Annotated in this window: 19 protein-coding genes and 1 riboswitch; of the genes, 13 read left to right on the forward strand and 6 right to left on the reverse strand. The window is 59.9% G+C overall.

Going from position 1 to position 22,723, the window contains the following annotated elements; all coding sequences use genetic code 11:
* The first annotated feature begins 252 nt into the window (after nucleotides 1–252).
* A riboswitch (TPP riboswitch) is annotated at nucleotides 253–350 on the forward strand.
* A gap of 34 nt (nucleotides 351–384) precedes the next feature.
* The 3 genes from thiM to fbaB all read left to right on the forward strand — a co-directional run bounded on the left by thiM (nucleotide 385) and on the right by fbaB (nucleotide 3,155).
* Nucleotides 385–1,158 carry a hydroxyethylthiazole kinase gene (gene thiM, locus HMPREF3142_RS02005; RefSeq protein WP_070611452.1) on the forward strand — a complete coding sequence of 258 codons (774 nt, stop codon included), beginning with the start codon at nucleotides 385–387 and terminating at the stop codon, nucleotides 1,156–1,158.
* The gene (gene thiD, locus HMPREF3142_RS02010) at nucleotides 1,155–1,955 is read left to right on the forward strand and encodes a bifunctional hydroxymethylpyrimidine kinase/phosphomethylpyrimidine kinase (RefSeq protein ID WP_008804064.1); all 801 of its coding nucleotides are present in this window, start codon (nucleotides 1,155–1,157) and stop codon (nucleotides 1,953–1,955) included. Before thiM ends, thiD begins: the two co-directional genes overlap by 4 nt.
* A 147-nt stretch (nucleotides 1,956–2,102) precedes the next feature.
* Nucleotides 2,103–3,155, forward strand: coding sequence for a class I fructose-bisphosphate aldolase (gene fbaB, locus HMPREF3142_RS02015; protein WP_004201578.1), 1,053 nt, complete (start codon nucleotides 2,103–2,105; stop codon nucleotides 3,153–3,155).
* An 81-nt stretch (nucleotides 3,156–3,236) separates the two neighbouring features.
* On the opposite strand, the gene HMPREF3142_RS02020 is transcribed toward fbaB, so the two are convergent.
* A complete protein-coding gene (locus HMPREF3142_RS02020) occupies nucleotides 3,237–4,178 on the reverse strand; it encodes a sugar-binding transcriptional regulator (RefSeq protein ID WP_012541054.1) in 942 nt (313 codons plus the stop codon).
* 206 nt (nucleotides 4,179–4,384) lie between these two features.
* On the opposite strand from HMPREF3142_RS02020, the gene dalD reads away from it, so the two are divergent.
* The 10 genes from dalD to HMPREF3142_RS02070 all read left to right on the forward strand — a co-directional run bounded on the left by dalD (nucleotide 4,385) and on the right by HMPREF3142_RS02070 (nucleotide 16,033).
* The gene (gene dalD, locus HMPREF3142_RS02025; RefSeq protein ID WP_032736020.1) at nucleotides 4,385–5,752 is read left to right on the forward strand and encodes a D-arabinitol 4-dehydrogenase; all 1,368 of its coding nucleotides are present in this window, start codon (nucleotides 4,385–4,387) and stop codon (nucleotides 5,750–5,752) included.
* A gap of 9 nt (nucleotides 5,753–5,761) precedes the next feature.
* Nucleotides 5,762–7,225, forward strand: a complete 1,464-nt coding sequence (gene xylB, locus HMPREF3142_RS02030) for a xylulokinase (RefSeq protein WP_012967569.1) — start codon at nucleotides 5,762–5,764, stop codon at nucleotides 7,223–7,225.
* Nucleotides 7,226–7,295: 70 nt separating this feature from the next.
* On the forward strand, nucleotides 7,296–8,573 hold the full coding sequence (dalT, locus tag HMPREF3142_RS02035; protein WP_070611454.1) for a D-arabinitol transporter: 1,278 nt from the start codon (nucleotides 7,296–7,298) through the stop codon (nucleotides 8,571–8,573).
* 48 nt (nucleotides 8,574–8,621) lie between these two features.
* Nucleotides 8,622–9,284, forward strand: coding sequence for an HAD family hydrolase (locus HMPREF3142_RS02040; protein ID WP_022065383.1), 663 nt, complete (start codon nucleotides 8,622–8,624; stop codon nucleotides 9,282–9,284).
* Nucleotides 9,285–9,581: 297 nt separating this feature from the next.
* Nucleotides 9,582–10,736 carry a mandelate racemase family protein gene (locus HMPREF3142_RS02045; RefSeq protein WP_023340528.1) on the forward strand — a complete coding sequence of 385 codons (1,155 nt, stop codon included), beginning with the start codon at nucleotides 9,582–9,584 and terminating at the stop codon, nucleotides 10,734–10,736.
* A gap of 119 nt (nucleotides 10,737–10,855) precedes the next feature.
* Nucleotides 10,856–12,478: an ABC transporter substrate-binding protein gene (locus HMPREF3142_RS02050; RefSeq protein ID WP_070611456.1), complete on the forward strand. Its 1,623-nt coding sequence runs from the start codon at nucleotides 10,856–10,858 to the stop codon at nucleotides 12,476–12,478.
* Complete coding sequence (locus tag HMPREF3142_RS02055) at nucleotides 12,475–13,512, forward strand: ABC transporter permease (RefSeq protein ID WP_012967572.1); 1,038 nt, start codon at nucleotides 12,475–12,477, stop codon at nucleotides 13,510–13,512. The genes HMPREF3142_RS02050 and HMPREF3142_RS02055 overlap by 4 nt, the downstream gene beginning before the upstream one ends.
* Nucleotides 13,509–14,414, forward strand: a complete 906-nt coding sequence (locus tag HMPREF3142_RS02060; protein WP_002912641.1) for an ABC transporter permease — start codon at nucleotides 13,509–13,511, stop codon at nucleotides 14,412–14,414. Before HMPREF3142_RS02055 ends, HMPREF3142_RS02060 begins: the two co-directional genes overlap by 4 nt.
* Nucleotides 14,386–15,249, forward strand: coding sequence for an ABC transporter ATP-binding protein (locus tag HMPREF3142_RS02065; protein ID WP_032736203.1), 864 nt, complete (start codon nucleotides 14,386–14,388; stop codon nucleotides 15,247–15,249). Before HMPREF3142_RS02060 ends, HMPREF3142_RS02065 begins: the two co-directional genes overlap by 29 nt.
* Nucleotides 15,250–15,259: 10 nt before the next feature.
* Entirely contained in the window at nucleotides 15,260–16,033 is a 774-nt protein-coding gene (locus HMPREF3142_RS02070; protein WP_048964964.1) for an ABC transporter ATP-binding protein, read from the forward strand.
* A 239-nt stretch (nucleotides 16,034–16,272) separates the two neighbouring features.
* Here HMPREF3142_RS02070 and yegS read toward each other — a convergent pair whose 3' ends face one another.
* The 5 genes from yegS to HMPREF3142_RS02095 all read right to left on the reverse strand — a co-directional run bounded on the left by yegS (nucleotide 16,273) and on the right by HMPREF3142_RS02095 (nucleotide 22,723).
* The gene (gene yegS, locus HMPREF3142_RS02075) at nucleotides 16,273–17,169 is read right to left on the reverse strand and encodes a lipid kinase YegS (RefSeq protein WP_008804075.1); all 897 of its coding nucleotides are present in this window, start codon (nucleotides 17,167–17,169) and stop codon (nucleotides 16,273–16,275) included.
* Between the two features lie 242 nt (nucleotides 17,170–17,411).
* Entirely contained in the window at nucleotides 17,412–18,773 is a 1,362-nt protein-coding gene (gene yegQ, locus HMPREF3142_RS02080) for a prephenate-dependent tRNA uridine(34) hydroxylase TrhP (RefSeq protein WP_008804076.1), read from the reverse strand.
* A gap of 316 nt (nucleotides 18,774–19,089) precedes the next feature.
* Complete coding sequence (gene baeR / locus HMPREF3142_RS02085) at nucleotides 19,090–19,812, reverse strand: envelope stress response regulator BaeR (protein ID WP_004201558.1); 723 nt, start codon at nucleotides 19,810–19,812, stop codon at nucleotides 19,090–19,092.
* Nucleotides 19,809–21,311, reverse strand: a complete 1,503-nt coding sequence (baeS, locus tag HMPREF3142_RS02090; protein WP_012541063.1) for an envelope stress sensor histidine kinase BaeS — start codon at nucleotides 21,309–21,311, stop codon at nucleotides 19,809–19,811. Before baeS ends, baeR begins: the two co-directional genes overlap by 4 nt.
* Nucleotides 21,308–22,723 carry an MFS transporter gene (locus HMPREF3142_RS02095; RefSeq protein ID WP_012541064.1) on the reverse strand — a complete coding sequence of 472 codons (1,416 nt, stop codon included), beginning with the start codon at nucleotides 22,721–22,723 and terminating at the stop codon, nucleotides 21,308–21,310. Before HMPREF3142_RS02095 ends, baeS begins: the two co-directional genes overlap by 4 nt.

Here is a 22,723-nt window from a genome sequence, read left to right on the forward strand (position 1 = left end):
GTTTTAGTTCCACGCACTTTTTGAGATTTCCGGGTTTTGACCCTGGCCCAAAATCAGGGAGGAGATCAATTGATGATATGGCCCCTTACTACAGTGTCTGAAGGATTGGAGGATGGTTAAAACACAACCTATCAACTGAGGTACAAAGTGCGGTGCAAGGTGAGGTACAAGGCTAAAATTTGAACTAATCAAAACCTCACTTGCTCAATGATTTTTAATGGAGTAATCTACGAAAAAGTGTAGGAAAAATAACACGATGACTCGGGGTGCCCTTCTTCGTTGAAGGCTGAGAAATACCCGTACCACCTGATCTGGATAATGCCAGCGTAGGGAAGTCAGAGACCGCAGGGTCATTGCTTCTACCTCGTCTGGCGGGAGCAAACCATGCCTGAGCTGCTGAATCCCGCGCCTGTCGCGCACCTGCGCCATCTGCTGCGCGCCCATTCCCCCCTTGTGCACTGCATGACCAATGATGTGGTGCAGACCTTTACCGCCAACGTTCTGCTGGCCGTCGGCGCCTCGCCGGCGATGGTGATCGATCCCCGCGAAGCGGCGCAGTTTGCCGCTATCGCCGATGCGCTGTTAATTAACGTCGGTACCCTGACCGAAGATCGCGCCGTGGCAATGCGCGTCGCGGTGGAACACGCCCGTCAGGCCGGAAAGCCCTGGACGCTGGATCCGGTGGCGGTCGGCGCCCTGACCGTGCGCACGGCCTTTTGTCACGAGCTGCTGGCCCTCCAGCCGGCGGCCATTCGCGGCAATGCCTCTGAAATTCTGGCGCTGGCCGGGATGAGCGCCGGCGGGCGCGGGGTGGATACCACCGATACGGCCGCCGCGGCGCTGCCGGCGGCCCAGGCGCTGGCTCGCCGGCTGGCTACCGTGGTGGCGGTCACTGGCGAGGTGGACTACGTCACTGACGGCGAGCGGGTGCTCAGCGTGGCGGGGGGTAATCCGCTGATGACCCGGGTGGTGGGCACCGGCTGCGCGCTGTCGGCGGTGGTGGCGGCGAGCGCTGCGCTGTCGGGGGACCGGCTGGAAAACGTGGCCGCCGCCTGCGGGCTGATGAAGCAGGCCGGGGAGATCGCCGCCCGTCAGGGAGGCCCTGGCAGCTTTATTCCGGCGTTTCTCGACGCGCTGTATCAGGAGGTGCAGGGATGAAACGCATCAACGCCCTGACCATCGCCGGCACCGATCCCAGCGGTGGGGCCGGTATCCAGGCCGATCTGAAAACCTTCTCCGCGCTGGGGGCCTATGGCTGCTCGGTGATCACCGCCCTGGTGGCGCAGAATACCCGCGGCGTGCAGTCGGTCTATCGCATCGAACCGGATTTTGTGGCCGCGCAGCTCGACTCGGTGTTCAGCGATGTGCGTATCGATACCACCAAAATCGGCATGCTGGCGGAGACCGATATTGTGGAAGCCGTGGCCGAGCGGCTGGCGCGCTACCGGGTGGCCAACGTGGTGCTGGATACCGTCATGCTGGCGAAAAGCGGCGATCCGCTGCTGTCGGCCTCGGCGGTGGAGACCCTGCGTCAACGATTGTTGCCGCAGGTGTCATTGATCACCCCGAACCTGCCGGAAGCGGCCGCGCTACTCGATGCCCCCCATGCGCGCACCGAGCGCGAGATGCTGGAGCAGGGGCGGGCGTTGCTGGCGCTGGGCTGCGGCGCGGTATTAATGAAGGGCGGCCATCTCGACGACGCCGAAAGCCCGGACTGGCTCTTCACCCGCGAAGGGGAACAGCGGTTTACCACGCCTCGCGTGCAGACCAAAAATACCCACGGCACCGGCTGCACGCTCTCCGCCGCGCTGGCGGCGCTGCGCCCCCGTCATGCGGACTGGGCGGCCACCGTCGCCGAGGCGAAGGCCTGGCTGTCGGCGGCCCTGGCGCAGGCCGACTCTCTGGAAGTGGGCCACGGCATCGGGCCGGTGCACCATTTCCACGCCTGGTGGTAAATGGCAGCGCAACGGGACAGCAGAATCTCCTGAAAAAATGGCCCCCCGGCTGGAAAATAGGCTAAGTCGGTACCAGGCTTAACCTGCCCAAAAAAATTGGGTTGGGATAATGCATGCCGGCTTCGGCCGGCCTTACGGGAGATTGCTATGACTGATATTACGCAGTTGCTGGGCAAAGATGCCGAGAGCCTGTTGCAGCACCGTTGTATAACCATTCCGGCCGACCAGCTGTATCTGCCTGGGGCAGATTATGTTGATCGGGTGATGGTGGATAATAACCGACCACCGGCGGTGCTACGCAATATGCAGACCCTGTACAATACCGGACGCCTGGGGGGAACCGGCTACCTTTCCATTCTGCCGGTTGACCAGGGCGTGGAGCACTCGGCGGGCGCCTCCTTTGCCGCCAACCCGCTGTACTTTGATCCGAAAAATATCGTCGAGCTGGCGATCGAAGCCGGCTGTAACTGCGTGGCGTCGACCTATGGCGTGCTGGCCTCGGTGTCGCGCCGCTACGCGCATCGCATCCCTTTCCTGGTGAAGCTCAACCATAACGAAACGCTGAGCTACCCCACCGAATACGACCAGACCCTCTACGCCAGCGTTGAGCAGGCGTTCAATATGGGGGCGGTGGCCGTGGGAGCGACGATCTATTTCGGCTCGGAACAATCGCGTCGTCAGATAGAAGAGATTTCCGCCGCCTTTGAGCGGGCCCATGAGCTGGGCCTGGTCACCGTGCTGTGGGCCTATCTGCGCAATTCGGCGTTCAAGAAAGACGGTGTCGACTATCATGTCTCCGCGGACCTGACCGGTCAGGCCAACCACCTGGCGGCCACCATCGGCGCCGATATCGTTAAGCAAAAAATGGCGGAGAATAACGGCGGCTACAAAGCGGTTAACTTCGGCTATACCGACGACCGGGTGTACAGCAAACTGACCAGCGATAACCCCATCGATCTGGTGCGCTACCAGCTGGCCAACTGCTATATGGGCCGCGCCGGGCTGATTAACTCCGGCGGCGCGGCGGGCGGGGAGACCGACCTTGCCGACGCGGTGCGCACGGCGGTGATCAATAAACGCGCCGGCGGTATGGGGCTGATCCTCGGCCGGAAGGCGTTTAAGAAATCGATGGCTGACGGCGTGAAGCTGATCAATGCCGTGCAGGACGTCTACCTCGACGGGAAAGTGACTATCGCCTGATAAGCACGAGTATCGTTGGGATCCCCGGTGGCGCGACGCGCACCGGGGTTACCGTTGTATATGCGCCTTCAGGCCGCGCCGTTACCGCGTCAGCAGCCAGCGGGCGGTATGTTCATCGGTCACCAGACCATTGATCCAGCCGCCTTTAAGGGCCGCCAGGATCGCCGGTCGTTTGTATTCTCCACAGGCCGCGGCAATACGCGGGCAGTGGTTCTGACGGATATCATAGCTGGTGATCATGCGGTTGATCTCGCTGTCTACCACGTGGCCTTCCGCATCGATAAACCGTCCGAGGATCTCTCCGATGCCGCCGCGCGCGGTCAGCTCATCCATTTGCGCCTGATTGATAAACCCGTCTTTAAAGATCGGACTTTGCGTGCCCAGGGGACCAATGCCGACAAAAATCACGTCCGCCTCTTGTGCGACGCCGGAGACGCTGCGGAATAAGCGGTTGGTGCACCACATCTCATGCTCCTCCGCGCTCTGGGCGTAGCGCGGCGCCGGCCACTGATAGTACTTGGCCTTAATTTTGCGGGTCAGCAGCAGGGGCACGTCATCGTAATAATTGCACTGCCCGTCGGCGTTCATGGCGCTGATCAGCGCCACGCAGCGGGTATTCAGGCTGTCAAAATCGATGCGCTGCAGCGCTTTTTTCAGGGTCAGGCCCGAGCCCAGGCCGATGATTTTCTCCTTATCATCCTGCAGATAGCGAGCCATCAGCTGATAGCAGCCAAACGACACGCTGTCGAGGGTGCTTTCTTCGCTAAAGGCGGGGACCACATTGCACTCGAGAAGCCGGTACTTTTCCTGCAGCAACTGCGCATAATCGAGGCAGTTTGCTACCGGATGGTGCAAATTAATCGACACTATCCCTTCTTCTTTCGCGGCGGCGATCAGCCGTTGCACCACCGGTCTGGAGGTGCCCAGCTGGCTGGCGATCTCGCTCTGATTCTGACCGGCGATGTAGTACATCCATGCGGCACGCACCTTCTGATCCAACCGGATATCGTCTTCTTTACTCATGGTTTCCCGCCCTAAGTTGCTGACCAGGGCTCGCAATTGGCCCGGCGAATACCCGCATTCTCGCCGTGGTTGGCATAACTGGCAAGCTTTTGCTCTTTATTGGTCATTTGTAATTTAATTGGGTAATTGTTCTTTTGTGATCTGTGGCTCTTATTTTGGTCAAATGATCAATTACAGTGGCGCCATCAACTCAAGGAGAACAGAACATGAACAATCAATTCACATGGCTTCATATCGGTCTGGGTTCTTTTCATCGCGCGCATCAGGCGTGGTATCTGCATCGTCTGATAGCGTCCGGGGATAAGCGCTGGCACATCGCGGCAGGAAATATTCGTAACGACGCCGAGCAGGTGGTGCAGGCGCTGGCGGCGCAGGGAGGACGTTACGTCCTGGAGACCGTCAGCCCGGAAGGGGAGCGCGAATATGAAGAAATTACTTCTATCCAGAAATTGCTGCCGTGGCAGGCCGGGCTGCAGCCGCTGATTAACGAAGGGGCGAACCCGCAGACCAAAGTTATCGCCTTTACTGTGACGGAAGGGGGGTACTACCTGAACACCCGCCATCAGCTGGAAACCAGTAACCCCGATCTGCAGGCCGACCTGCAAGGCGAGTGCAAAACCATTTATGGCACCCTCGCGCGGATCCTGGAGAAGCGCATGGCCGACGACGCCGGGCCGCTGACCCTGCTCAACTGCGACAACGTGCGCCACAACGGCGAGCGTTTCCACGACGGCATGGTCGAGTTCCTGCAGCTCACCGGCAAACAGGCGGTGATTGACTGGATGGCGGCCAATACCACCTGTCCGAACACCATGGTGGACCGCATCACCCCGCGTCCAGCGGCCGATCTGCCGGCCCGTATCAAAGCGCAAACCGGGATTGATGACAAAGCGCCGGTGATGGGGGAGACCTTTATCCAGTGGGTGGTGGAGAACCACTTCCGTGATGCCCGCCCGAACCTGGAAGCGGTCGGCGTGGAGATGGTCGAGTCGGTCATCCCGTATGAAGAGGCGAAAATCCGCATTCTGAACGCGTCGCACAGCTGCATTGCCTGGGCGGGAACCTTAATTGGCCAGCAGTATATTCATGAAAGCACGCTGACCGATGTTATCTACGCCATTGCCGACCGCTACGTCACGGAGGATGTCATTCCCTGCCTCGGCGATAACGGCATTGATCTGCCCACCTACCGGGATGTGGTGCTTAAGCGCTTTACCAACCCCTATATCCAGGACACCAACCAGCGCGTCGCCGCCGACGGCTTCTCGAAAATTCCGGCGATGATCGCCCCCACGCTGCAGGAGTGCTATCAGCGCGGCGTCCGCCCTGAGGCGACCGCCATGCTGCCGGCGCTGTTCTTCGTCTTTATGGAGCAGTGGCATAAGGGAACGCTGCCCTATCAGTACCAGGACGGCATCCTGGATGCGCAGGCGGTGCATGAGATGTATGAGGCTCAGGATCCGGTGGCTGTCTATGCCCGCGATAAAGCCCTGTTTGGTGACCTCGCCAACAACGCGGATTTTCTGGCGCTGATGCGCGAGAAAGTCGCCGCCGTTTACACGCTGATTAAATAAGAGGTGGCTATGTATCTGGGTATCGATCTCGGCACATCGGAAGTCAAAGCGCTGGTCATTGATGAGAACTATGAGGTTATCGCCAGCCATAGCGCGCCGCTGAGCATTCAGCGGCCCCATCCGCACTGGTCAGAACAATCACCGGAGCTATGGTGGGAGGCGACGGAGTACCTGATGAGCACGCTACGGGAAAAATGCGCGCAGCACTGGCCGGCCATCAAGGCGATTGGCCTCTCCGGACAGATGCACGGCGCGGTGTTGCTGGATGAAGAGGGGGAGACGATCCGTCCGGCCATTCTGTGGAACGACACCCGCTGCGCCGCAGAGTGCGCCGAGCTGGAGGCGATGGCACCGGAGCTGCATCAGGTGGCGGGCAACCTGGCGATGCCGGGCTTTACCGCGCCGAAGCTGCTGTGGGTGCGCCGTCATGAGCCGCAACACTTTCAGCGCACCGCCACGGTGCTGCTGCCGAAGGATTATCTGCGCTACCGGATGACCGGGAAGAAAGTCTCCGACATGTCGGACGCCGCCGGGACGCTGTGGCTGGACGTGGCGAAGCGCGACTGGTCCGACGCTCTGCTGGACAAGTGCGGCCTGTCGCGCAGCCAAATGCCGACGCTGGTCGAAGGCTGCGAGGTTTCCGCCACCCTTGATCCGCAGGTGGCGGCGCGCTGGGGGCTGAACGCCTCGGTGGTGGTGGCCGGGGGCGGGGGGGATAACGCGGTTAGCGCCATTGGCGTCGGCGCGGTCTCGCCGGGGGATGCGTTTATTTCGCTCGGCACCTCCGGGGTGCTGTTTGTGGTGACCGACGCCTATCGTCCGGCGCCGCAGTCGGCGGTACATGCGTTTTGTCACGTGCTGCCGAACCTGTGGCACCAGATGAGCGTCATGCTGAGCGCCGCCAGCTGTTTGCAGTGGTTCTGCCGCCTGACCGGCACCACGGAGGTGGCGCTGCTGGCGGAAATTGCCGAGCTCAGCGAGGAGGAGAAAGCCCACGCCCCGTTCTTCCTGCCCTATCTCTCCGGCGAACGTACCCCGCATAACGATCCTGACGCGCGCGGCATGTTCTGGGGCATGACCCACGCCAGCCTGCGTGCTCAGCTTGGCTACGCGGTGCTGGAAGGGGTGAGCTTCGGTATCAACGACGGCCTGCAGGCGTTGAAAGAGAGCGGTACGCCGATCGCGCAGTGCTCGCTGGTGGGCGGCGGCGCCCGCAGTCCTTTCTGGGCCCAGCTGCTGGCCGACATTCTCGCTATGCCGGTGGTGACCCATAAAGGGGGAGAGACCGGCGGCGCGCTGGGCGCGGCGCGGCTGGCCTGCCTGGCGGCGGGCAAACCGATTGCCGCGGTGTGTGAAAAACCGGAAGTCTGGCAGACCTGGCGTGCGGATCCCGTTCGCCACCACACCCTGATGCAACGCTACGCGCAGTTTAAAGACCTGTATTTAAACGATCTGAATTACCGGCAGCACTGATTTTCATCATAACAGCCGCTTCGTTGCACATCGCGGAGCGGCCACCCTGTACCCTGAAAACGAGGTCATTATGTCTATCAATAATAAACAGTGGCTCGGTTTACCCCTGAACCTGCTCTGGGGATACATCGCCGTTGCCGTATTTATGACCGGCGACGGTTTTGAATTAGCCTTTCTGTCGCACTATATCAAAGCGCTCGGCTTCTCTCCGGCGGAGGCCTCCTTTGCCTTTACCCTCTACGGCCTGGCCGCCGCGCTGTCGGCGTGGATTTCCGGCGTGGTGGCGGAAATTATCACCCCGCTGAAAACGATGATGATTGGCTTCGTGCTGTGGTGCGTGTTCCACGTGCTGTTCCTCGTTTTCGGCCTCGGTCACGCCAACTATGCGCTGATCCTGATTTTCTACGGCATCCGCGGCTTCGCCTATCCGCTGTTCCTCTACTCGTTTATCGTGGCGATTGTCCATAACGTCAAAAGCGACAATGCCAGCTCGGCCATCGGTTGGTTCTGGGCGGTCTATTCCATCGGCATCGGCGTGTTCGGCAGTTATATTCCGAGCTTCACCATTCCGCACATTGGCGAACTGGGGACTTTATGGCTGGCGCTGGCCTTCTGCGTCACCGGGGGCGTGATTGCCCTGGCTTCCCTGCGCCATATTCAAACGCCGCAGCATATGCAGAATCTCACCACTCGCCAGAAATTTTCCGAGCTGGGACGCGCCGCGACGCTGCTCTATACCAACCGCAATATTCTGCTGTCGAGCATGGTCAGGATTATCAATACCCTCTCGCTGTTCGGTTTTGCGGTCATTATGCCGATGATGTTTGTCGATGAGCTGGGCTTCACCACTTCAGAATGGCTCCAGGTATGGGCAGTCTTCTTCTTCACCACCATTTTCTCTAACGTGCTGTGGGGGATCCTGGGGGAAAAACTGGGCTGGATGAAGGTGGTGCGCTGGTTCGGCTGCATCGGGATGGCGCTCTCCAGCCTGGCGTTTTACTACATCCCTCAGCACTTTGGCCATAGCTTTGCGATGGCGCTGATCCCCGCCATCGCCCTCGGGATCTTTGTCGCCGCCTTCGTGCCGCTGGCCGCCGTGTTCCCGGCGCTGGAGCCGAAGCACAAAGGCGCGGCGATTTCGGTCTATAACCTGTCGGCGGGGATGTCGAACTTTCTCGCGCCGGCGATTGCCGTGGTGTTGCTGCCGTTCTTCAGCACCATCGGGGTGGTGATCGCCTACACCGCATTGTACGTGGTGGCCTTTTTCCTCTGCGCCTTTATCCGCGTGGAGCAGCCGGGGTTCTCCCACAAGGAAGCAACCGCCCGCGAGCAGGTTGAATTCTCTTAGGTGATGCGGCTGGCATGAAGCGCATGCCAGCCTTAATGAGGTGAACGAATGAGTATGCAGGCGGTTATTTTTGACATGGATGGCGTGATTATTGATTCCGAGGCGCTGTGGCGCCAGGCGCAGATTGACGCCCTCGCGCAGTGGGGGGCAACGGCGAGCGTGGATGAGTGTGAAACCCTCACCAAAGGCAAACGCCTCGACGAAATCGCCGGCACCTGGTGCCGCTATTTTCAGCTTGATCTCGACCCGCAGCGGCTTGAAGCCGCGATATTGCAGCGTATTACCGGCCTGATCGCCACCGAAGGCGAGCCGATGCACGGCGTGCATGAGGCGTTACGCTATTTTCGCGAGGCGGGCTATCAAATTGCGCTCGCCACGTCATCATCCCGCCAGGTTATTGCCGCTGTGCTGAACAAGCTCTCGCTCTGGCACTTTTTCGACGTGGTTTGCAGCGCAGATGATGAACCACGCGGCAAACCGCACCCGGCGGTGTACCTGACGACGCTGCGCAAGCTCAATCTCAACGCCAGCCAGTGTCTGGTGATTGAGGATAGTTACAACGGTTTTTGCGCGGCTCAGGCCGCTGGCATTCCCACGGCGGTGGTTGCCGAAGATAGCCGACAGGGGCGCTATCAGGCCGCTGTCGGCCGCTATCAAACCTTACCTGAACTGCTGGAAGCGCTTAACGCCGAGCCAGCGACGGTCGCATAACTTACGCTTTCGTGAGCGCAGAAAATCCCGGGATGTACACGGTCGGTCACTCTCTTTTCTGCGCTCACGCCCTTTTTTCTCCATGCCGATCCGCCTCACATTTCGCTCATCTTTTGTGAAAACAGTCACGTCTTGTTGTGCCAATGCCCAAATTTATGGCCTTGCTTAGCGGTGTTTGTCCGAGGCACTGCTACGTAATTGTGCTTAGATTATATATTGAAACGTATTTTCAATAATGTGAAACCGCTTTGCCGATTTACCTCTGTCGATCGGATTTGGCCGTGATAAGGATTGAGCATGAAAATTGAATCTGTGAATGTCACCGTTTTCCAGTATCCCACTCGTCGGGTTTCCGACAGCGCCGGGCACTCCCATCCGGGGGCTGAAAGCATGGCCAAAATGGCGATGCTGACCATCACCGCTGATGATGGGGCGCAGGGTTTTTCGTTTGCGCCTCCGGAAGTCGTGCGCCCGTTCGTGGTGAATACTTTTTTTCGCAAAGTGCTGGTGGGGCAGGACCCGTTTAACCGCGAGCGTATCTGGCAGGATCTTAACCACTGGCAGCGCGGCAGCGCACATCAGCTAACGGAACGCGCGCTGTCGTTTGTTGAACAAGCGCTGTGGGACCTGATTGGCCGCAGCCTCAGGATGCCGGTCTACAAGCTGCTCGGCGGCTATCGCGACACCGTCCCGGCTTACGGTAGCACCATGTGCGGCGACGATCTACCGGGCGGCCTGTCGACCCCGGAAGAGTATGCCGCCTTTGCCGAAAAGCTGGTCGCCCGCGGCTACAAGGCCATCAAACTGCACACCTGGATGCCGCCAATCTCTTTTGCGCCCAATCCCAAAATGGATATTAAAGCCTGCGCGGCGGTGCGCGAAGCGGTAGGGCCGGATATTGACCTGATGATTGATGGCTATCACTGGTACAGCCGCGCCGAGGCGCTGTGGATCGGCAAAGCGCTGGAAAAACTCAATTTCGCCTGGTTTGAAGAGCCGATGGAGGAGGATTCGCTGTCCTCGTACGCGTGGCTGGCGGAAAACTTGTCGATTCCCATCGTCGGGCCGGAGAGCTTCGGCGGCAAGCACCACATGCGCGCCGAATGGGTGAAAGCCGGAGCCTGCGACATTCTGCGCGCCGGCGCTAACGGCGTGGGGGGCATTACCCCGACCATGAAGGTGGCGGCGCTGGCGGAATCTTTCGGCATGGATTGCGAAGTCCACGGCAACGGCGCGGCAAGCCTGGCGGTGGTCGGCGCGATCCGTAACTGCCGTTGGTATGAGCGCGGCCTGCTGCATCCGTTCCTCGACTACGATGAACCGGCGGCCTATCTCAACAGCATTGTCGACCCGATGGATGATCAGGGATTTGTGCATTTATCACAACGTCCGGGTCTCGGCGAAGACATTAATTTTGCGTATATCGAAGCCAATACCGTTAGCCACGACTGATTTAAAAAAATAAATGCCCGATGGCGCTGCGCTTATCGGGTCTGCGGCCCGGTAGGCCGGATAAGGCGAAAATGCCGCCATCCGGCAACATGTACCCTACAGTACAGGCAAACAGAGATATGAAAAAAACCTCCTTACTGGCAGCGTGTATTCTCGCGCTCGCCATGTCGATGGGGAGCGGAGAGGCGGTGGCGAAAACCCCGCCCGACCAGCTGATCATCGGGATGAATATGAATAACCTGCTCACCCTTGACCCGGCGGCGATGACCGGTAACGAAGTGGTGGGGATCGTGGTCAACCTCTACGACTCGCTGGTGGAGCTTGACCCTGAGCAGCTCACCACCGTTAAGCCCGCGCTGGCGAAATCCTGGGATATCAGCCCCGACGGCAAAACCCTGACCTTTCATCTGCGCGACGACGTCAAGTTTCACTCCGGTAACCTGCTGACCGCCGCCGACGTCGTGTGGTCAATGCGGCGCATCCTGCACCTCAACCTGGCCCAGGCCTCGGTATGGAAATCCTATGGCTTCAGTAAGAAAAATATCGACAGCCAGGTCAGCGCGCCGGACCGCTTCACGGTGCAAATCGTATTACCCAAAGATAGCGATCCGCAACTGGTGATTTACTCGCTGGCGGCGCTGGGCAACCTCGGGGTGCTGGACAGTAAAACGGTGCAAAGCCACCAGCAGGATAACGATTGGGGAAACCGCTGGCTAACCACCCATGAAGCCGGTTCCGGGCCGTTTACGCTGGAAACCTGGCAGGCAAAAGAGGTGCTGCGCATGAAGCGTAATCCTGACTACTGGCGCGGCGAGGCGAAAATGAGCCGCGTGGTGCTGCGCCATTTCCAGGAGTCGCAAACTCTGCGTCTGATGATCGAAAAAGGCGACCTTGATATTGCCAACAACATGGCGGTTTCCGATATCAACGCCCTGCGCAGCGACCCGCAGCTGACCGTCGATGCGGTGCAGCGCGGCACCATGTACTACGTGGCGATGAGCATGAAAGAGGCGCACTTCGCCAATCCGAAAGTGCGCGAGGCGGTGCGCTATCTGATTGATTATCAGGGTATCAATAAAGCGCTGATGCCGGGCTACGGCGTGCTGCACCAGCGGCCTATCAAAGCGGGAATGCCGTCCACGCTGCCCGACCCTGGCTATAAGCTGGACGTGGCGCGGGCGAAAAAGCTGCTGGCGGAAGCGGGATATCCCAACGGCTTTGATACCACGCTGCGGGTACTCTCCGATCAGCCATTTCTTAACATCGCTATCGCCGTGCAGTCGACGCTGATGCAGGCGGGGATTAACGCCAAAATCATCACCGGCACCGGTAACCAGATCTACGGCGCGATGCGCGAGCGTAAATTTGATCTGCTGGTGGGACGCGGCGGCAGCGGAATGGAGCCGCATCCGCACTCCAGCCTGCGCGCGCTGGTCTATAACCCGGATAACAGCGATAAGGCGCGCCTGACCAACTTCCAGGGCTGGCGTACCGGTTTTTACGACCCGCAGCTTAATACGATGATTGACCAGGCCCTGCTGGAACGCGATCCGCAAAAACAGGTGGCTGACTACCAGGCCATCCAGACACGCTACGACCAGCTGGTTCCGGCTTTAATTCCGCTTTCGCAGATGGTTGATTCGGTCGTCGTGCGCAACGAGGTACGGGAGTATCAGCCGCACCCCTCCGCCACCACTTTTCTGCGTGATGTCTATAAAGTCCGCGAAGGAGAGAAAGGATGAGTACCGCAATCCTTGCGCCCGGCTCACGCGGCCGGCGCTTATCAAAACGGCTACTGCAGGTGGTGATTACACTGTTCGGCCTGCTGCTGCTGACCTTTACCATTGGCCGCGTCATGCCCATCGACCCGGTGCTGGCGATTGTCGGCCCGGATGCTGACCAGAGCACCTATCAGCAGGTTTACCAGCAGCTGGGGTTTGATAAATCGCTGACCACCCAGTTTGGCATCTATTTCGTCAACCTGCTGCACGGCGATCTGGGCAACGCGCTGCTGACCGGGAAACCGGTGGTGGACGATATTATCCGCGTCTTCCCGGCCACCATGGAGCTGGCGACGATGGCGATTCTCGTCGGCGCGGGCCTTGGTATTCCGCTGGGCGTGCTGGCGGCGGCGCGGCGCAATAGCGTCTCCGATTATGTGGTGCGCATTATCAGCCTGGCGGGCTACTCGACGCCGATCTTCTGGGTCGGGATGATGGGACTGCTGGTGTTCTATGCCTGGCTTGGCTGGGTAGGCGGCGCCGGGAGGGTAGATCTCGGGCTGGATGGTGTGGTGCCGCGCCGCACCGGCCTGATGACCGTTGATGCGCTGCTGGCTGGCAACGGCCAGGTGTTCTGGAACGCCATTAATCATCTGATTCTTCCCGCCTCGCTGCTGGGTTTTCACTCGCTGGCTTATATCAGCCGTATGACCCGCAGCTTTATGCTGGCCCAGCTGTCGCAGGAGTTCATTATTACCGCGCGGGTGAAAGGGCTGACCGAGCGTCAGGTTATCTGGAACCATGCGTTTCGTAACATCCTCGTGCAGCTGCTGACGGTAGTGGCGCTGGCCTACGGCGCGCTGTTGGAAGGCGCGGTGCTGATTGAAACCGTCTTCTCATGGCCGGGTTTCGGCTCCTACCTTACCGGTAGCCTGCTGCTGGGCGATATGAATGCGGTGATGGGCTGCGTGCTGCTGGTGGGCGTGATCTTCGTGATGCTCAACCTGCTCTCCGACATGCTGTATCAATTCTTTGACCCGAGGACAAAATCATGACCGTTTCTCTGGATTCGCCGCTTTCGGGCGGTGCGGGCGAAGGCCGTCAGCGGCTGCAACGCGCGGCGGCGCGGGCCGTCGGGTTTATCGGCAAAATGGCGCGCAATCCGCTCACGGCCATCGGCGGAGGCATTATCTTTCTGCTGCTGGTGGTGGCGATTTTCGCGCCGCTGATTGCGCCTTATAACCCGCTGGTACAGGACCTGAATAGTGCGCTGGTCGCGCCGAATGCACAGCACTGGTTCGGCACCGATGAGTTTGGCCGGGATATCTTTAGTCGCCTGGTGTACGGCTCCCGCATCACGCTCTATATCGTGCTGCTGGTCTCGGTGACTGTCGGTCCGCTCGGGCTGCTGCTGGGCGTCAGCGCTGGCTATTTCGGCGGTAAAGTCGATATGGTGCTGATGCGCGTCACCGATATTTTCATCTCCTTCCCGAGTCTGGTCCTGGCGCTGGCGTTTGTCGCCGCTTTAGGACCGGGGCTGGAGCACGTGGTTATCGCCATCACGCTGACCGCCTGGCCGCCGATTGCCCGTCTGGCGCGCGCCGAAACGCTCTCTCTGCGCCAGGCCGATTTTATCTCCGCCGTGCGTCTGCAGGGCGCTTCATCGGCCCGCGTCCTCTGGCGCCATATCGTGCCGCTGTGTCTGCCCTCGGTCATTATCCGTATCACCATGAATATGGCCGGGATCATTCTGACCGCGGCCGGCCTCGGCTTTCTCGGCCTCGGCGCGCAGCCGCCAGAGCCGGAGTGGGGAGCGATGATCTCCAGCGGGCGCACTTATATGATGGAGTGCTGGTGGGTCGTAACCATTCCGGGGCTGGCGATTCTGATCAATAGCTTAGCGTTCAACTTCTTAGGAGATGGCCTACGTGACATCCTCGATCCCCGCAGTGAATAATGCACCGCTGCTCGACGTGCGCGATTTGTGCGTCGACTTTGTTAATGGTAGCGCGGTGACCCACGCCGTGCGCGGCGTCTCCTTCCAGCTGGGGCATGAGAAGCTGGCCATTGTCGGCGAGTCCGGTTCGGGTAAGTCCACCGTTGGGCGCGCGCTGCTGCAGCTGCATCCGAAAAAGGCCCGCGTCAGCGCCAGCCGGATGCAGTTTGCCGATCTCGATCTGCAGCATCTAAGCGAAGCGCAGATGCGCGGCGTACGCGGCAAACGTATCTCTATGATTATGCAGGACCCGAAATATTCGCTTAATCCGGTGGTCTGCGTGGGTAAGCAAATCGCCGAGGCCTGGCTTACTCATCATCCCGGGCGCAAAGATGAGGCGAAAGCCAGGGCACTGGAGATGCTGGAGGTGGTGCGTATTCGCCAGCCGGAGCGCGTTTATCAGCTTTATCCGCATGAAATATCCGGCGGACAGGGGCAGCGCATCATGATCGCCATGATGCTGATTACCGACCCGGAACTGATCATTGCCGATGAGCCCACCTCCGCGCTGGACGTGTCGGTGCGCCTGCAGGTGCTGGGCCTGCTGGATGACCTGGTTCAGTCGCGCGGGCTGGGGCTGATTTTTATCAGCCACGATATCAACCTGGTGCGCAGCTTCTGCGACCGCGTACTGGTGATGTACGCCGGACGGGTAGTGGAGTCCATCGCCGCTAAAGATCTCGATAACGCCCGTCACCCCTACACTCAGGGATTGATTAACTCGCTGCCGGATATGCAGCATCGTCGCCCGATACTGCCGGTGCTGCAGCGTCAGGCCAGCTGGTTAACGGATTAAGGAGCGGATAATGATTGAAGTTCAACATCTCAACCTCACGTTTGGCGAGGGGGAGAAGCGTAACCAGGTGCTGTATGACGTCAGTTTCCACGTTAAGCCCGGCGAGATCTACGGTCTGGTAGGAGAGTCCGGATCCGGTAAAACGACGGTGCTCAAGTGCCTGGCGGGGCTGTTTACCCACTGGCAGGGGGAACTGACCATCGATGCTCAGCCCTTAGGGCATGAAATTAGCCGCGAGCGCTGCCGTCAGGTGCAGATGGTATTTCAGGACCCCTACGGATCGCTGCATCCCCGTCACACCATTGGCGATATCCTCGAAGAGCCGCTGCAGATCCATCGTTTCAATGACCGCGACCGGCGGATCAATGCGCTGCTGGATAAAGTTGGCCTCAACCGCGCTTTTCGTGAGCGCTATCCGCATCAGCTCTCCGGCGGGCAGCGGCAGCGCGTGGCGATAGCCAGAGCGCTGATTCTTGAGCCACAGGTGCTGCTGCTGGATGAGCCGACGTCGGCGCTGGATGTGTCGGTGCAGGCTGAGATCCTTAACCTGCTGGCGGAATTGCAGCGGGAGGCGAAGCTCACTTACCTGATGGTCACCCACGATCTTGGGGTTATTGCCCACTTATGCCAGAAAGTGGCGGTGATGCAGTACGGGAAGATCCTCGAAACCCTGACGGTCGATGCGTTGGTCAGCGGCGAGGCGCGGACGGCCTATACGCAGATGCTGGTTAACGCCAGTCGGCAATATACGCGCGAAATGGCGCGCGAGGTGGCGGACTACTAAGCTTGATGGCGCATTGTCTCACGGCAGATGCGCCCATTTTAATGGGTAATTATTTGATATTATGTGAGTTTGAGGTTGTAGATATCGTCTATTAATGTAAGTGCGGTGTTTGGATCGATATCCTGCCCAGGTTTTTCCTGCAGCCGCAGGTGCCGTTTTACCTTAACATTCAGAGGCTCAATCAACGAACCCGGCTGCTGTATACCAGCCGGGCGCCGTCTTTGCTTTGCGAAGCCTGATCAACGTAGCAGCGGGCAGTCGGGCGGCAGCCGGCAGCGCAGGGCCGCCGGTAACAGCTCCATGCGGAAGGTTTTTCCGCTGAGCGGCTCGCCGTCGAGGTTAAACGTCATCTCATGGGGGGCGGTGATCTCAAACCATGAGGAGACACCGTCAACAATATTCGGCGAGTTTTCCGGATTCGCCAGGGTGCTGAACAGGGCAGGGATCAGCTCTTCGCCGGTGAAAATGCGCAGATGCAGCAAACCATCGTTAATCAACGCCTCCGGGCACAACTGCTGGCCGCCGCCGGCCTGGCGGCCGTTGCCGATGCCAATGACCAGCGCATCGCCCTGCCAGTGAAAGTTCTCTCCGCGGATCTCGCAGCGGTCTGGCTTCAGGGTATCCATACGCATCAGGCCATGGATTAAATAAGAGACACCGCCGAGCGCGGCTTTGAGTTTTTCCGGCGTTTCGGTGGTGATCCGGGTGCCGAACCCGCCGGTCGCCATATTAATAAAGCCGGTTTTATCATTCACCCGGGCGATATCTATCGGCACATCGCGGCCGACGATCGCCAGCTTGAGGGCGCTGGCCAGATCCTGCGGAATGCCGACGCTGGTGGCAAAGTCGTTGGCCGTGCCCAGCGGTAAAATCCCCAGCGCCATCTTGCTACCGCGCTCCACCAGCGCGGTCGCCACTTCATTAATGGTGCCGTCGCCGCCGCCGGCGATCACCGTTTCAACGTTCAGCTGCAGGGCTTCATCGATAAACCGCACGGCATCGCCCTTTTCCCAGGTGACGCGGACGTGAATATCGATCCCTTCGTCGCGTAACAGGTTAACCGCCTCGCGTAACTGCGGTTCATTGGCACCTTTGCCGTTAAGGATCAGTAAGCTGGCAGGAAACGTAGACATCATCAAGGGAACCTTTATTGCTTAATGTTGCATAAAGTGTACCGCATGACGCAAGCGAAGACCGGAGGAGAGGCAAAAAAATAAGCCCGCGTAAGGGAGATTACGCAGGCTAAGGAGGTGGTTCCTGGTACAACTAGCATTTATGGGTTATGTTTTTCAGCGAAATGGATGATACCTGTTTCGATCGAAACGGTATGTGATCCGATTCTAATATCCTTACATCATGAAAAAATAACGCAAATTAACTAGTTACCGTGCGGATTTCTGGTTGTCTGACCAGTAAAGTTGCGCATCAGCAGCGCATACTGCAGGGGCAGGTCGTCCGGCACAGGCAACCATACGGTATAGCCATCGCCCGGGGCCACCGGCATGGCTTCGCCTTTGCCATTTTCCATATGCTCGAGGGTGAAGTTGACGTTACCTTGCGGGGTCATCAGCTCGAGGCTGTCGCCGACGCTGAACTTATTTTTGACCGCCACGGCCGCCAGCGGGCCGTTACGCTCCCCGGTGAATTCGCCGACAAACTGCTGGCGCTCGGAGAGGGAGTAGCCGTACTCGTAGTTCTGGTAATCGTCATGGGTATGGCGGCGCAGGAAGCCTTCGGTGTACCCGCGATGGGCCAGTCCTTCCAGGGTCTCCAGCAGGCTGGTATCGAACGGTTTGCCGGCGGCGGCATCGTCGATGGCCTTGCGGTAAACCTGAGCGGTACGCGCGCAGTAGTAGAAGGATTTGGTGCGGCCTTCGATCTTCAGCGAGTGAACGCCCATCTGGGTCAGACGCTCAACGTGGGCGATAGCCCGCAGATCTTTCGAGTTCATGATGTAGGTGCCGTGCTCGTCCTCAAAGGCGGTCATATACTCGCCCGGACGTTTGGCTTCCTCAATCATAAAGACTTTATCGGTCGGCGCGCCGATGCCGAGGGTGGGCTCCACGGTCTGCACCGGGATCGGCTCATATTTGTGGACGATGTTACCGACGTCGTCCTCTTTGCCTTCCGCCACGTTGTATTCCCAGCGGCAGGCGTTGGTGCAGGTCCCCTGATTCGGGTCGCGCTTGTTGATATACCCGGAGAGCAGGCAGCGGCCGGAGTAGGCCATGCACAGCGCGCCGTGGACGAAAATCTCGATCTCCATCTCCGGCACCTGGCGGCGAATCTCTTCGATTTCATCCAGCGACAGTTCACGCGACAGGATCACCCGGGTGAGCCCCATCTGCTGCCAGAATTTGACCGTCGCCCAGTTGACAGCGTTGGCCTGCACTGAAAGATGGATCGGCATCTCCGGGAAGTGTTCCCGCACCAGCATGATTAAACCCGGATCGGACATGATCAGCGCGTCCGGCCCCATCTCCACCACCGGCTTCAGATCGCGAATAAACGTTTTCAGCTTGGCGTTATGCGGGGCGATGTTGACCACCACATAGAATTTTTTTCCCAGCGCGTGGGCTTCATTGATGCCGAGCTGCAGATTTTCGTGATTGAATTCGTTGTTACGCACGCGCAGCGAGTAGCGCGGCTGGCCGGCATAAACGGCGTCAGCGCCATAGGCGAAAGCGTAGCGCATATTCTTCAGCGTTCCCGCCGGGGAGAGGAGTTCTGGTTTAAACATGGTGTTCTCGTTCTGATGACAGGTCAGATTCGCCGCACCTGGTGCGGCGAGTTGGGGAGTGTCCCCACATTAAGGGCGGGCATTGTAGCGCCGCGGCGAAGGGGAGTAAATATCAGATGGGTATCTTTCAGTATGGCTAATTTGTTTGCCATTTTGAACCTGGGCAGTGCTCACACTGACAGCACTCATAACGCCTGGGGGGATAGGCTCTGGAGTTCCCCGGGTTGCGGCGTAAACGCCTTACCCGGGCTACGGTGTGCAGAGGGCGGTGAACGTGTAGCCCGGCTAAGCGCAGCGCGAGCCGGGAAAAGGCTAACTACGCCAGTCGGCAGGCGTCTGCTTCCCAGCGATAGCCAACGCCATACACCGCGCGAATAAACGACTGCTCGGCGTCCAGCGCCTCCAGCTTGCGCCGCAGGTTTTTGATGTGGCTGTCGATGGTGCGGTCGGTGACTACCCGATAATCGTCATACAGATGGTTGAGCAACTGTTCGCGGGAGAAGACCTTGCCCGGCTCCTGGGAGAGGGTTTTCAGCAGCCGGAACTCGGCGGGAGTGAGGTCCAGCAGCTTGTCGCGCCAGGAGGCCTGAAAACGACCTTCGTCGACAATCAGCGGGCTCTGGGCGTCCAGCGCCTGCAGATCGCGCTGCGGCTTGCAGCGGCGAAGAATGGTTTTCACCCGGGCGACCACTTCCCGCGGGCTGTAGGGCTTGCAGATATAGTCGTCGGCGCCAATTTCCAGCCCCAGCAGTCGGTCGATCTCTTCGATTTTCGCCGTCACCATTACCACCGGAACATCGGAGAAGCGGCGAATTTCCCGGCACAGCGTTAAACCGTCGGTGCCGGGCAGCATCAGGTCCAGCAGGATCAGGTGCGGCGGCGTCTGCCGAACGTAGGGCAGGACCTTGTCGCCGTGGTTAATCAGCGTAGGCGCATAGCCGGCGGCTTGCAGATAATCAATCAGCAGCTGGCCGAGCTTCGGTTCATCTTCCACGATAAGAATGCGTGGGGTGTTTTCATCTACAGGCAATTCAGTCATACGTCTCTCGGTAAATCATGTTCCAGAGGTAACTCAACTTTAATGCTAACCCCGCCAAAAGGCGAATGGTCGGCACGCAGGGTGCCGCCGTGGGCCGCGACAATATTGAGGCAAATCGCCAGTCCGAGGCCGGAGCCGCCGCTGGCGCGGTTGCGCGATCCTTCCGCCCGGTAAAAGCGCTCGCACAGGCGGGCCAGCTGCTCATCGCTGACGCCGGGGGCGCTGTCGGCGAAGTCAATCACCAGCATCCGGCCGCTGCGACGGGCGGTGATGTGCAGGCTGCCGCCGCTGTCGGTATAGCGCAGGCTATTCTCCAGCAGATTGTTGAAGAGCTGCATCAGGCGGTCGCGGTCGCCGAAGATCATCGCCTGCTCGGGGAGCGACACCTGAATGCTCAGCTGCCGGCTGGCGAAGCGCTCGCGAAAAGCGCCCGCGGCCACCTCCAGCAGGGTGATGATATCCAGCGACGTTTTCTGGTAGGCCAGCGCCCCCTCATCGGACATCGACAGCTGATGGAGGTCGTCCACCAGCTTGGTGAGGGTAGCCACCTCGGCCTGCAGGGAGGGGATGGACTCGGGAGTGAAGCGCCGGACCCCGTCCTGAATCGCCTCCAGCTCGCCGCGCAGCACCGCCAGCGGAGTACGCAGTTCATGGGAGATATCGGCCATCAGATCGCGACGCATCTGCTGGTTGCGCTCCAGGGTGCTGGCGAGCTGGTTAAAATCCTGCGCCAGGCGGCCGAGCTCGTCGCCGCCGGTCACTGTCACGCGGGTGGAAAAGTCGCCCGCCGCCAGCTTATGGGTGCCTTCCACCAGCCGCTTCACCGGCGCCAGCAGGCCGCGGGCCAGCGGGAAAGTGGCCAGCGCGGCAAGCAGGGTGGCAAGGGCGACAATCAGCCAGCTGGTGCGCTTTTGCTGCCGGTCGAAGTTAATATCGGTATTGCGCGTCAGCCGCTCTACCGGCGAGGCGATCACTTTGCCTACCTCCACGCCGTTGACCACAATGCTGCGCTGGGTGCCGTCCTCCGGTACGCGCTCACGGGGCCCCACCAGCACACGGCCCGACTGATCGACCACCCAGAACATGGTGCGCCAGCCGTGGGGCGGCATTTCCGGCCTCGGCGGCGGGGTGTCGCTGGGGCCGTCGGGCGGCCCATCCGGCGGCGGCCCATCCGGCCCCTGACCCTCCATCGGACCCGGCTTCATGCCGTGTCCCGGCGGCGAACGGTCGTCGTTATCCCGTTCGAAGGTGCGCAGCAGCTGGAAGATAAAGCGGTCGTTGTTGCGCAGAAACGCCCAGCTGCCGTGCTGGGCATACTGCTCACTCAGCGCGTCGCTGAGCATGGTTAACCGCTGCTCATTACCGCGCTTGATGTAGTCGATAAACCCACGTTCGAAACTGATACGCACCGCCCAGTGCATGCTGATCAGCAGCACGATGCAGGTGGCGAAAATAGCGAGGAACAGCTTACCGGTAATGCCCGGGCGCCAAAATTTCACGATCCACTCCTGTTGCGTCGACGGATGACGGTATTAGTGCCGACGTCATCCGGTACCCGGGAAAAGATAAGCGCCGGGAGGGCGATGATCGCCGCCATGCTCAGATAGGTATAGAGAAAGACCTGATGGGTGCTGGCGGCGTCGAGGCTCATATGCTGCTGGCCATACAGCCCCAGCAGCAGCCCGGCGATGGTCACGCCGATACTCATCGACAGCTGCATCACCATCGACAGCAGGCTGTTGCCGCTGCTGGCCAGATCGTCCGGGAGATCTTTCAGCGTCAGGGTATTCATTGAGGAGAAGCGGCTGGAGTTGATCATCCCCTGCAGAAACAGGACCAGCGGCAACGCGTAATACCAGCCGGCCAGGGCGCTAAACATAAACAGCAGACTGACCGCCGCCAGGCCCAGGGTGCTGGCGACCAGCACCCGACGGTAGCCAAAGCGGTTGACCACCTGGACCACGATCCGCTTCATGCCCATGCTGCCGAGCACCATCGGGATCATCATCAGCCCGGCGTGAAAGGGGGAGAAGCCGAGGCCAATCTGCAGAAACACCGGAGTCATAAACGGCAGCATGCCGCTGCCGATGCGTCCGGCGAAGCTGCCGCCGAGGCCGAGGGAGAAGGTGCGGTTACGAAACAGGTTGAGGCTGAACAGCGCCCGGGCGTTACCGCGGGCGTGCCACAGGTACAGCAGCAGGGCGGCGAGGCCGACGGCCACCAGCCCCGCCAGCCAGCGTGACGATATACCGAGCCCTTTCTGGCCGTCCAGCGCCAGGGTCAGGGTCGCCATCCCGGCGGCCAGCAGCAGAAAGCCGGAGAGGTCGAAGCGCCGGGTCTGCAGGGTGTAGTTGGGCATCAGGCAGAGGGTGGCGATGGCGCCGACGATCCCCACCGGGATATTGATGAGGAAGATCCAGTGCCAGGAGGCATACTCCACCAGCACCCCGCCCAGCGCCGGGCCGAGCAGCGGGCCAACCTGGCCCGGCAGGGTGACGAAAGTCATCGCCGCCATGTACTGATCGCGCGGGACGATCTTCATTACCGTCAGGCGACCAACCGGCACCATCATCGCGCCGCCGATCCCCTGCAGCACCCGCGCCATCACCAGCTGGTCAAGGGTGCTGGCCTGGGCGCAAAACAGCGACCCGGCGGTAAACAGCACGATGGCGGTGAAGAAGATATTGCGCACCCCGACCCGGTCGGCCAGCCAGCCGCTGGCCGGGAGCATGACCGCCACCGTCAGGACATAGGAGACGATGATCATATGCATATGCAGCGGGCTCTCCCCGAGGCTTTTGGCCATCGAGGGGAGGGCGGTGTTAACGATGGTGGTGTCCAGCGACTGCATAAAGAAGCCGAACGCCACTATCCATAGCTGCCAGCGCACGCTGGCCGGGAGGTCTGTCAT

The organism is Klebsiella sp. HMSC16C06 (assembly GCF_001808325.1).
Lineage (GTDB): Bacteria > Pseudomonadota > Gammaproteobacteria > Enterobacterales > Enterobacteriaceae > Klebsiella > Klebsiella variicola.

Excerpts from the sequence above, each read along its gene's own strand:
- xylB (WP_012967569.1), top strand. The coding sequence starts at position 5,762 with ATGTATCTGGGTATCGATCTCGGCACATCGGAAGTCAAAGCGCTGGTC.
- fbaB (WP_004201578.1), top strand. The coding sequence starts at position 2,103 with ATGACTGATATTACGCAGTTGCTGGGCAAAGATGCCGAGAGCCTGTTG.
- yegS (WP_008804075.1), bottom strand. The coding sequence starts at position 17,169 with ATGATGTCTACGTTTCCTGCCAGCTTACTGATCCTTAACGGCAAAGGT.
- HMPREF3142_RS02020 (WP_012541054.1), bottom strand. The coding sequence starts at position 4,178 with ATGAGTAAAGAAGACGATATCCGGTTGGATCAGAAGGTGCGTGCCGCA.
- dalD (WP_032736020.1), top strand. The coding sequence starts at position 4,385 with ATGAACAATCAATTCACATGGCTTCATATCGGTCTGGGTTCTTTTCAT.
- dalT (WP_070611454.1), top strand. The coding sequence starts at position 7,296 with ATGTCTATCAATAATAAACAGTGGCTCGGTTTACCCCTGAACCTGCTC.
- HMPREF3142_RS02095 (WP_012541064.1), bottom strand. The coding sequence starts at position 22,723 with ATGACAGACCTCCCGGCCAGCGTGCGCTGGCAGCTATGGATAGTGGCG.
- HMPREF3142_RS02055 (WP_012967572.1), top strand. The coding sequence starts at position 12,475 with ATGAGTACCGCAATCCTTGCGCCCGGCTCACGCGGCCGGCGCTTATCA.
- baeR (WP_004201558.1), bottom strand. The coding sequence starts at position 19,812 with ATGACTGAATTGCCTGTAGATGAAAACACCCCACGCATTCTTATCGTG.
- HMPREF3142_RS02050 (WP_070611456.1), top strand. The coding sequence starts at position 10,856 with ATGAAAAAAACCTCCTTACTGGCAGCGTGTATTCTCGCGCTCGCCATG.
- HMPREF3142_RS02040 (WP_022065383.1), top strand. The coding sequence starts at position 8,622 with ATGAGTATGCAGGCGGTTATTTTTGACATGGATGGCGTGATTATTGAT.
- yegQ (WP_008804076.1), bottom strand. The coding sequence starts at position 18,773 with ATGTTTAAACCAGAACTCCTCTCCCCGGCGGGAACGCTGAAGAATATG.
- HMPREF3142_RS02045 (WP_023340528.1), top strand. The coding sequence starts at position 9,582 with ATGAAAATTGAATCTGTGAATGTCACCGTTTTCCAGTATCCCACTCGT.
- thiM (WP_070611452.1), top strand. The coding sequence starts at position 385 with ATGCCTGAGCTGCTGAATCCCGCGCCTGTCGCGCACCTGCGCCATCTG.
- HMPREF3142_RS02060 (WP_002912641.1), top strand. The coding sequence starts at position 13,509 with ATGACCGTTTCTCTGGATTCGCCGCTTTCGGGCGGTGCGGGCGAAGGC.
- thiD (WP_008804064.1), top strand. The coding sequence starts at position 1,155 with ATGAAACGCATCAACGCCCTGACCATCGCCGGCACCGATCCCAGCGGT.
- HMPREF3142_RS02070 (WP_048964964.1), top strand. The coding sequence starts at position 15,260 with ATGATTGAAGTTCAACATCTCAACCTCACGTTTGGCGAGGGGGAGAAG.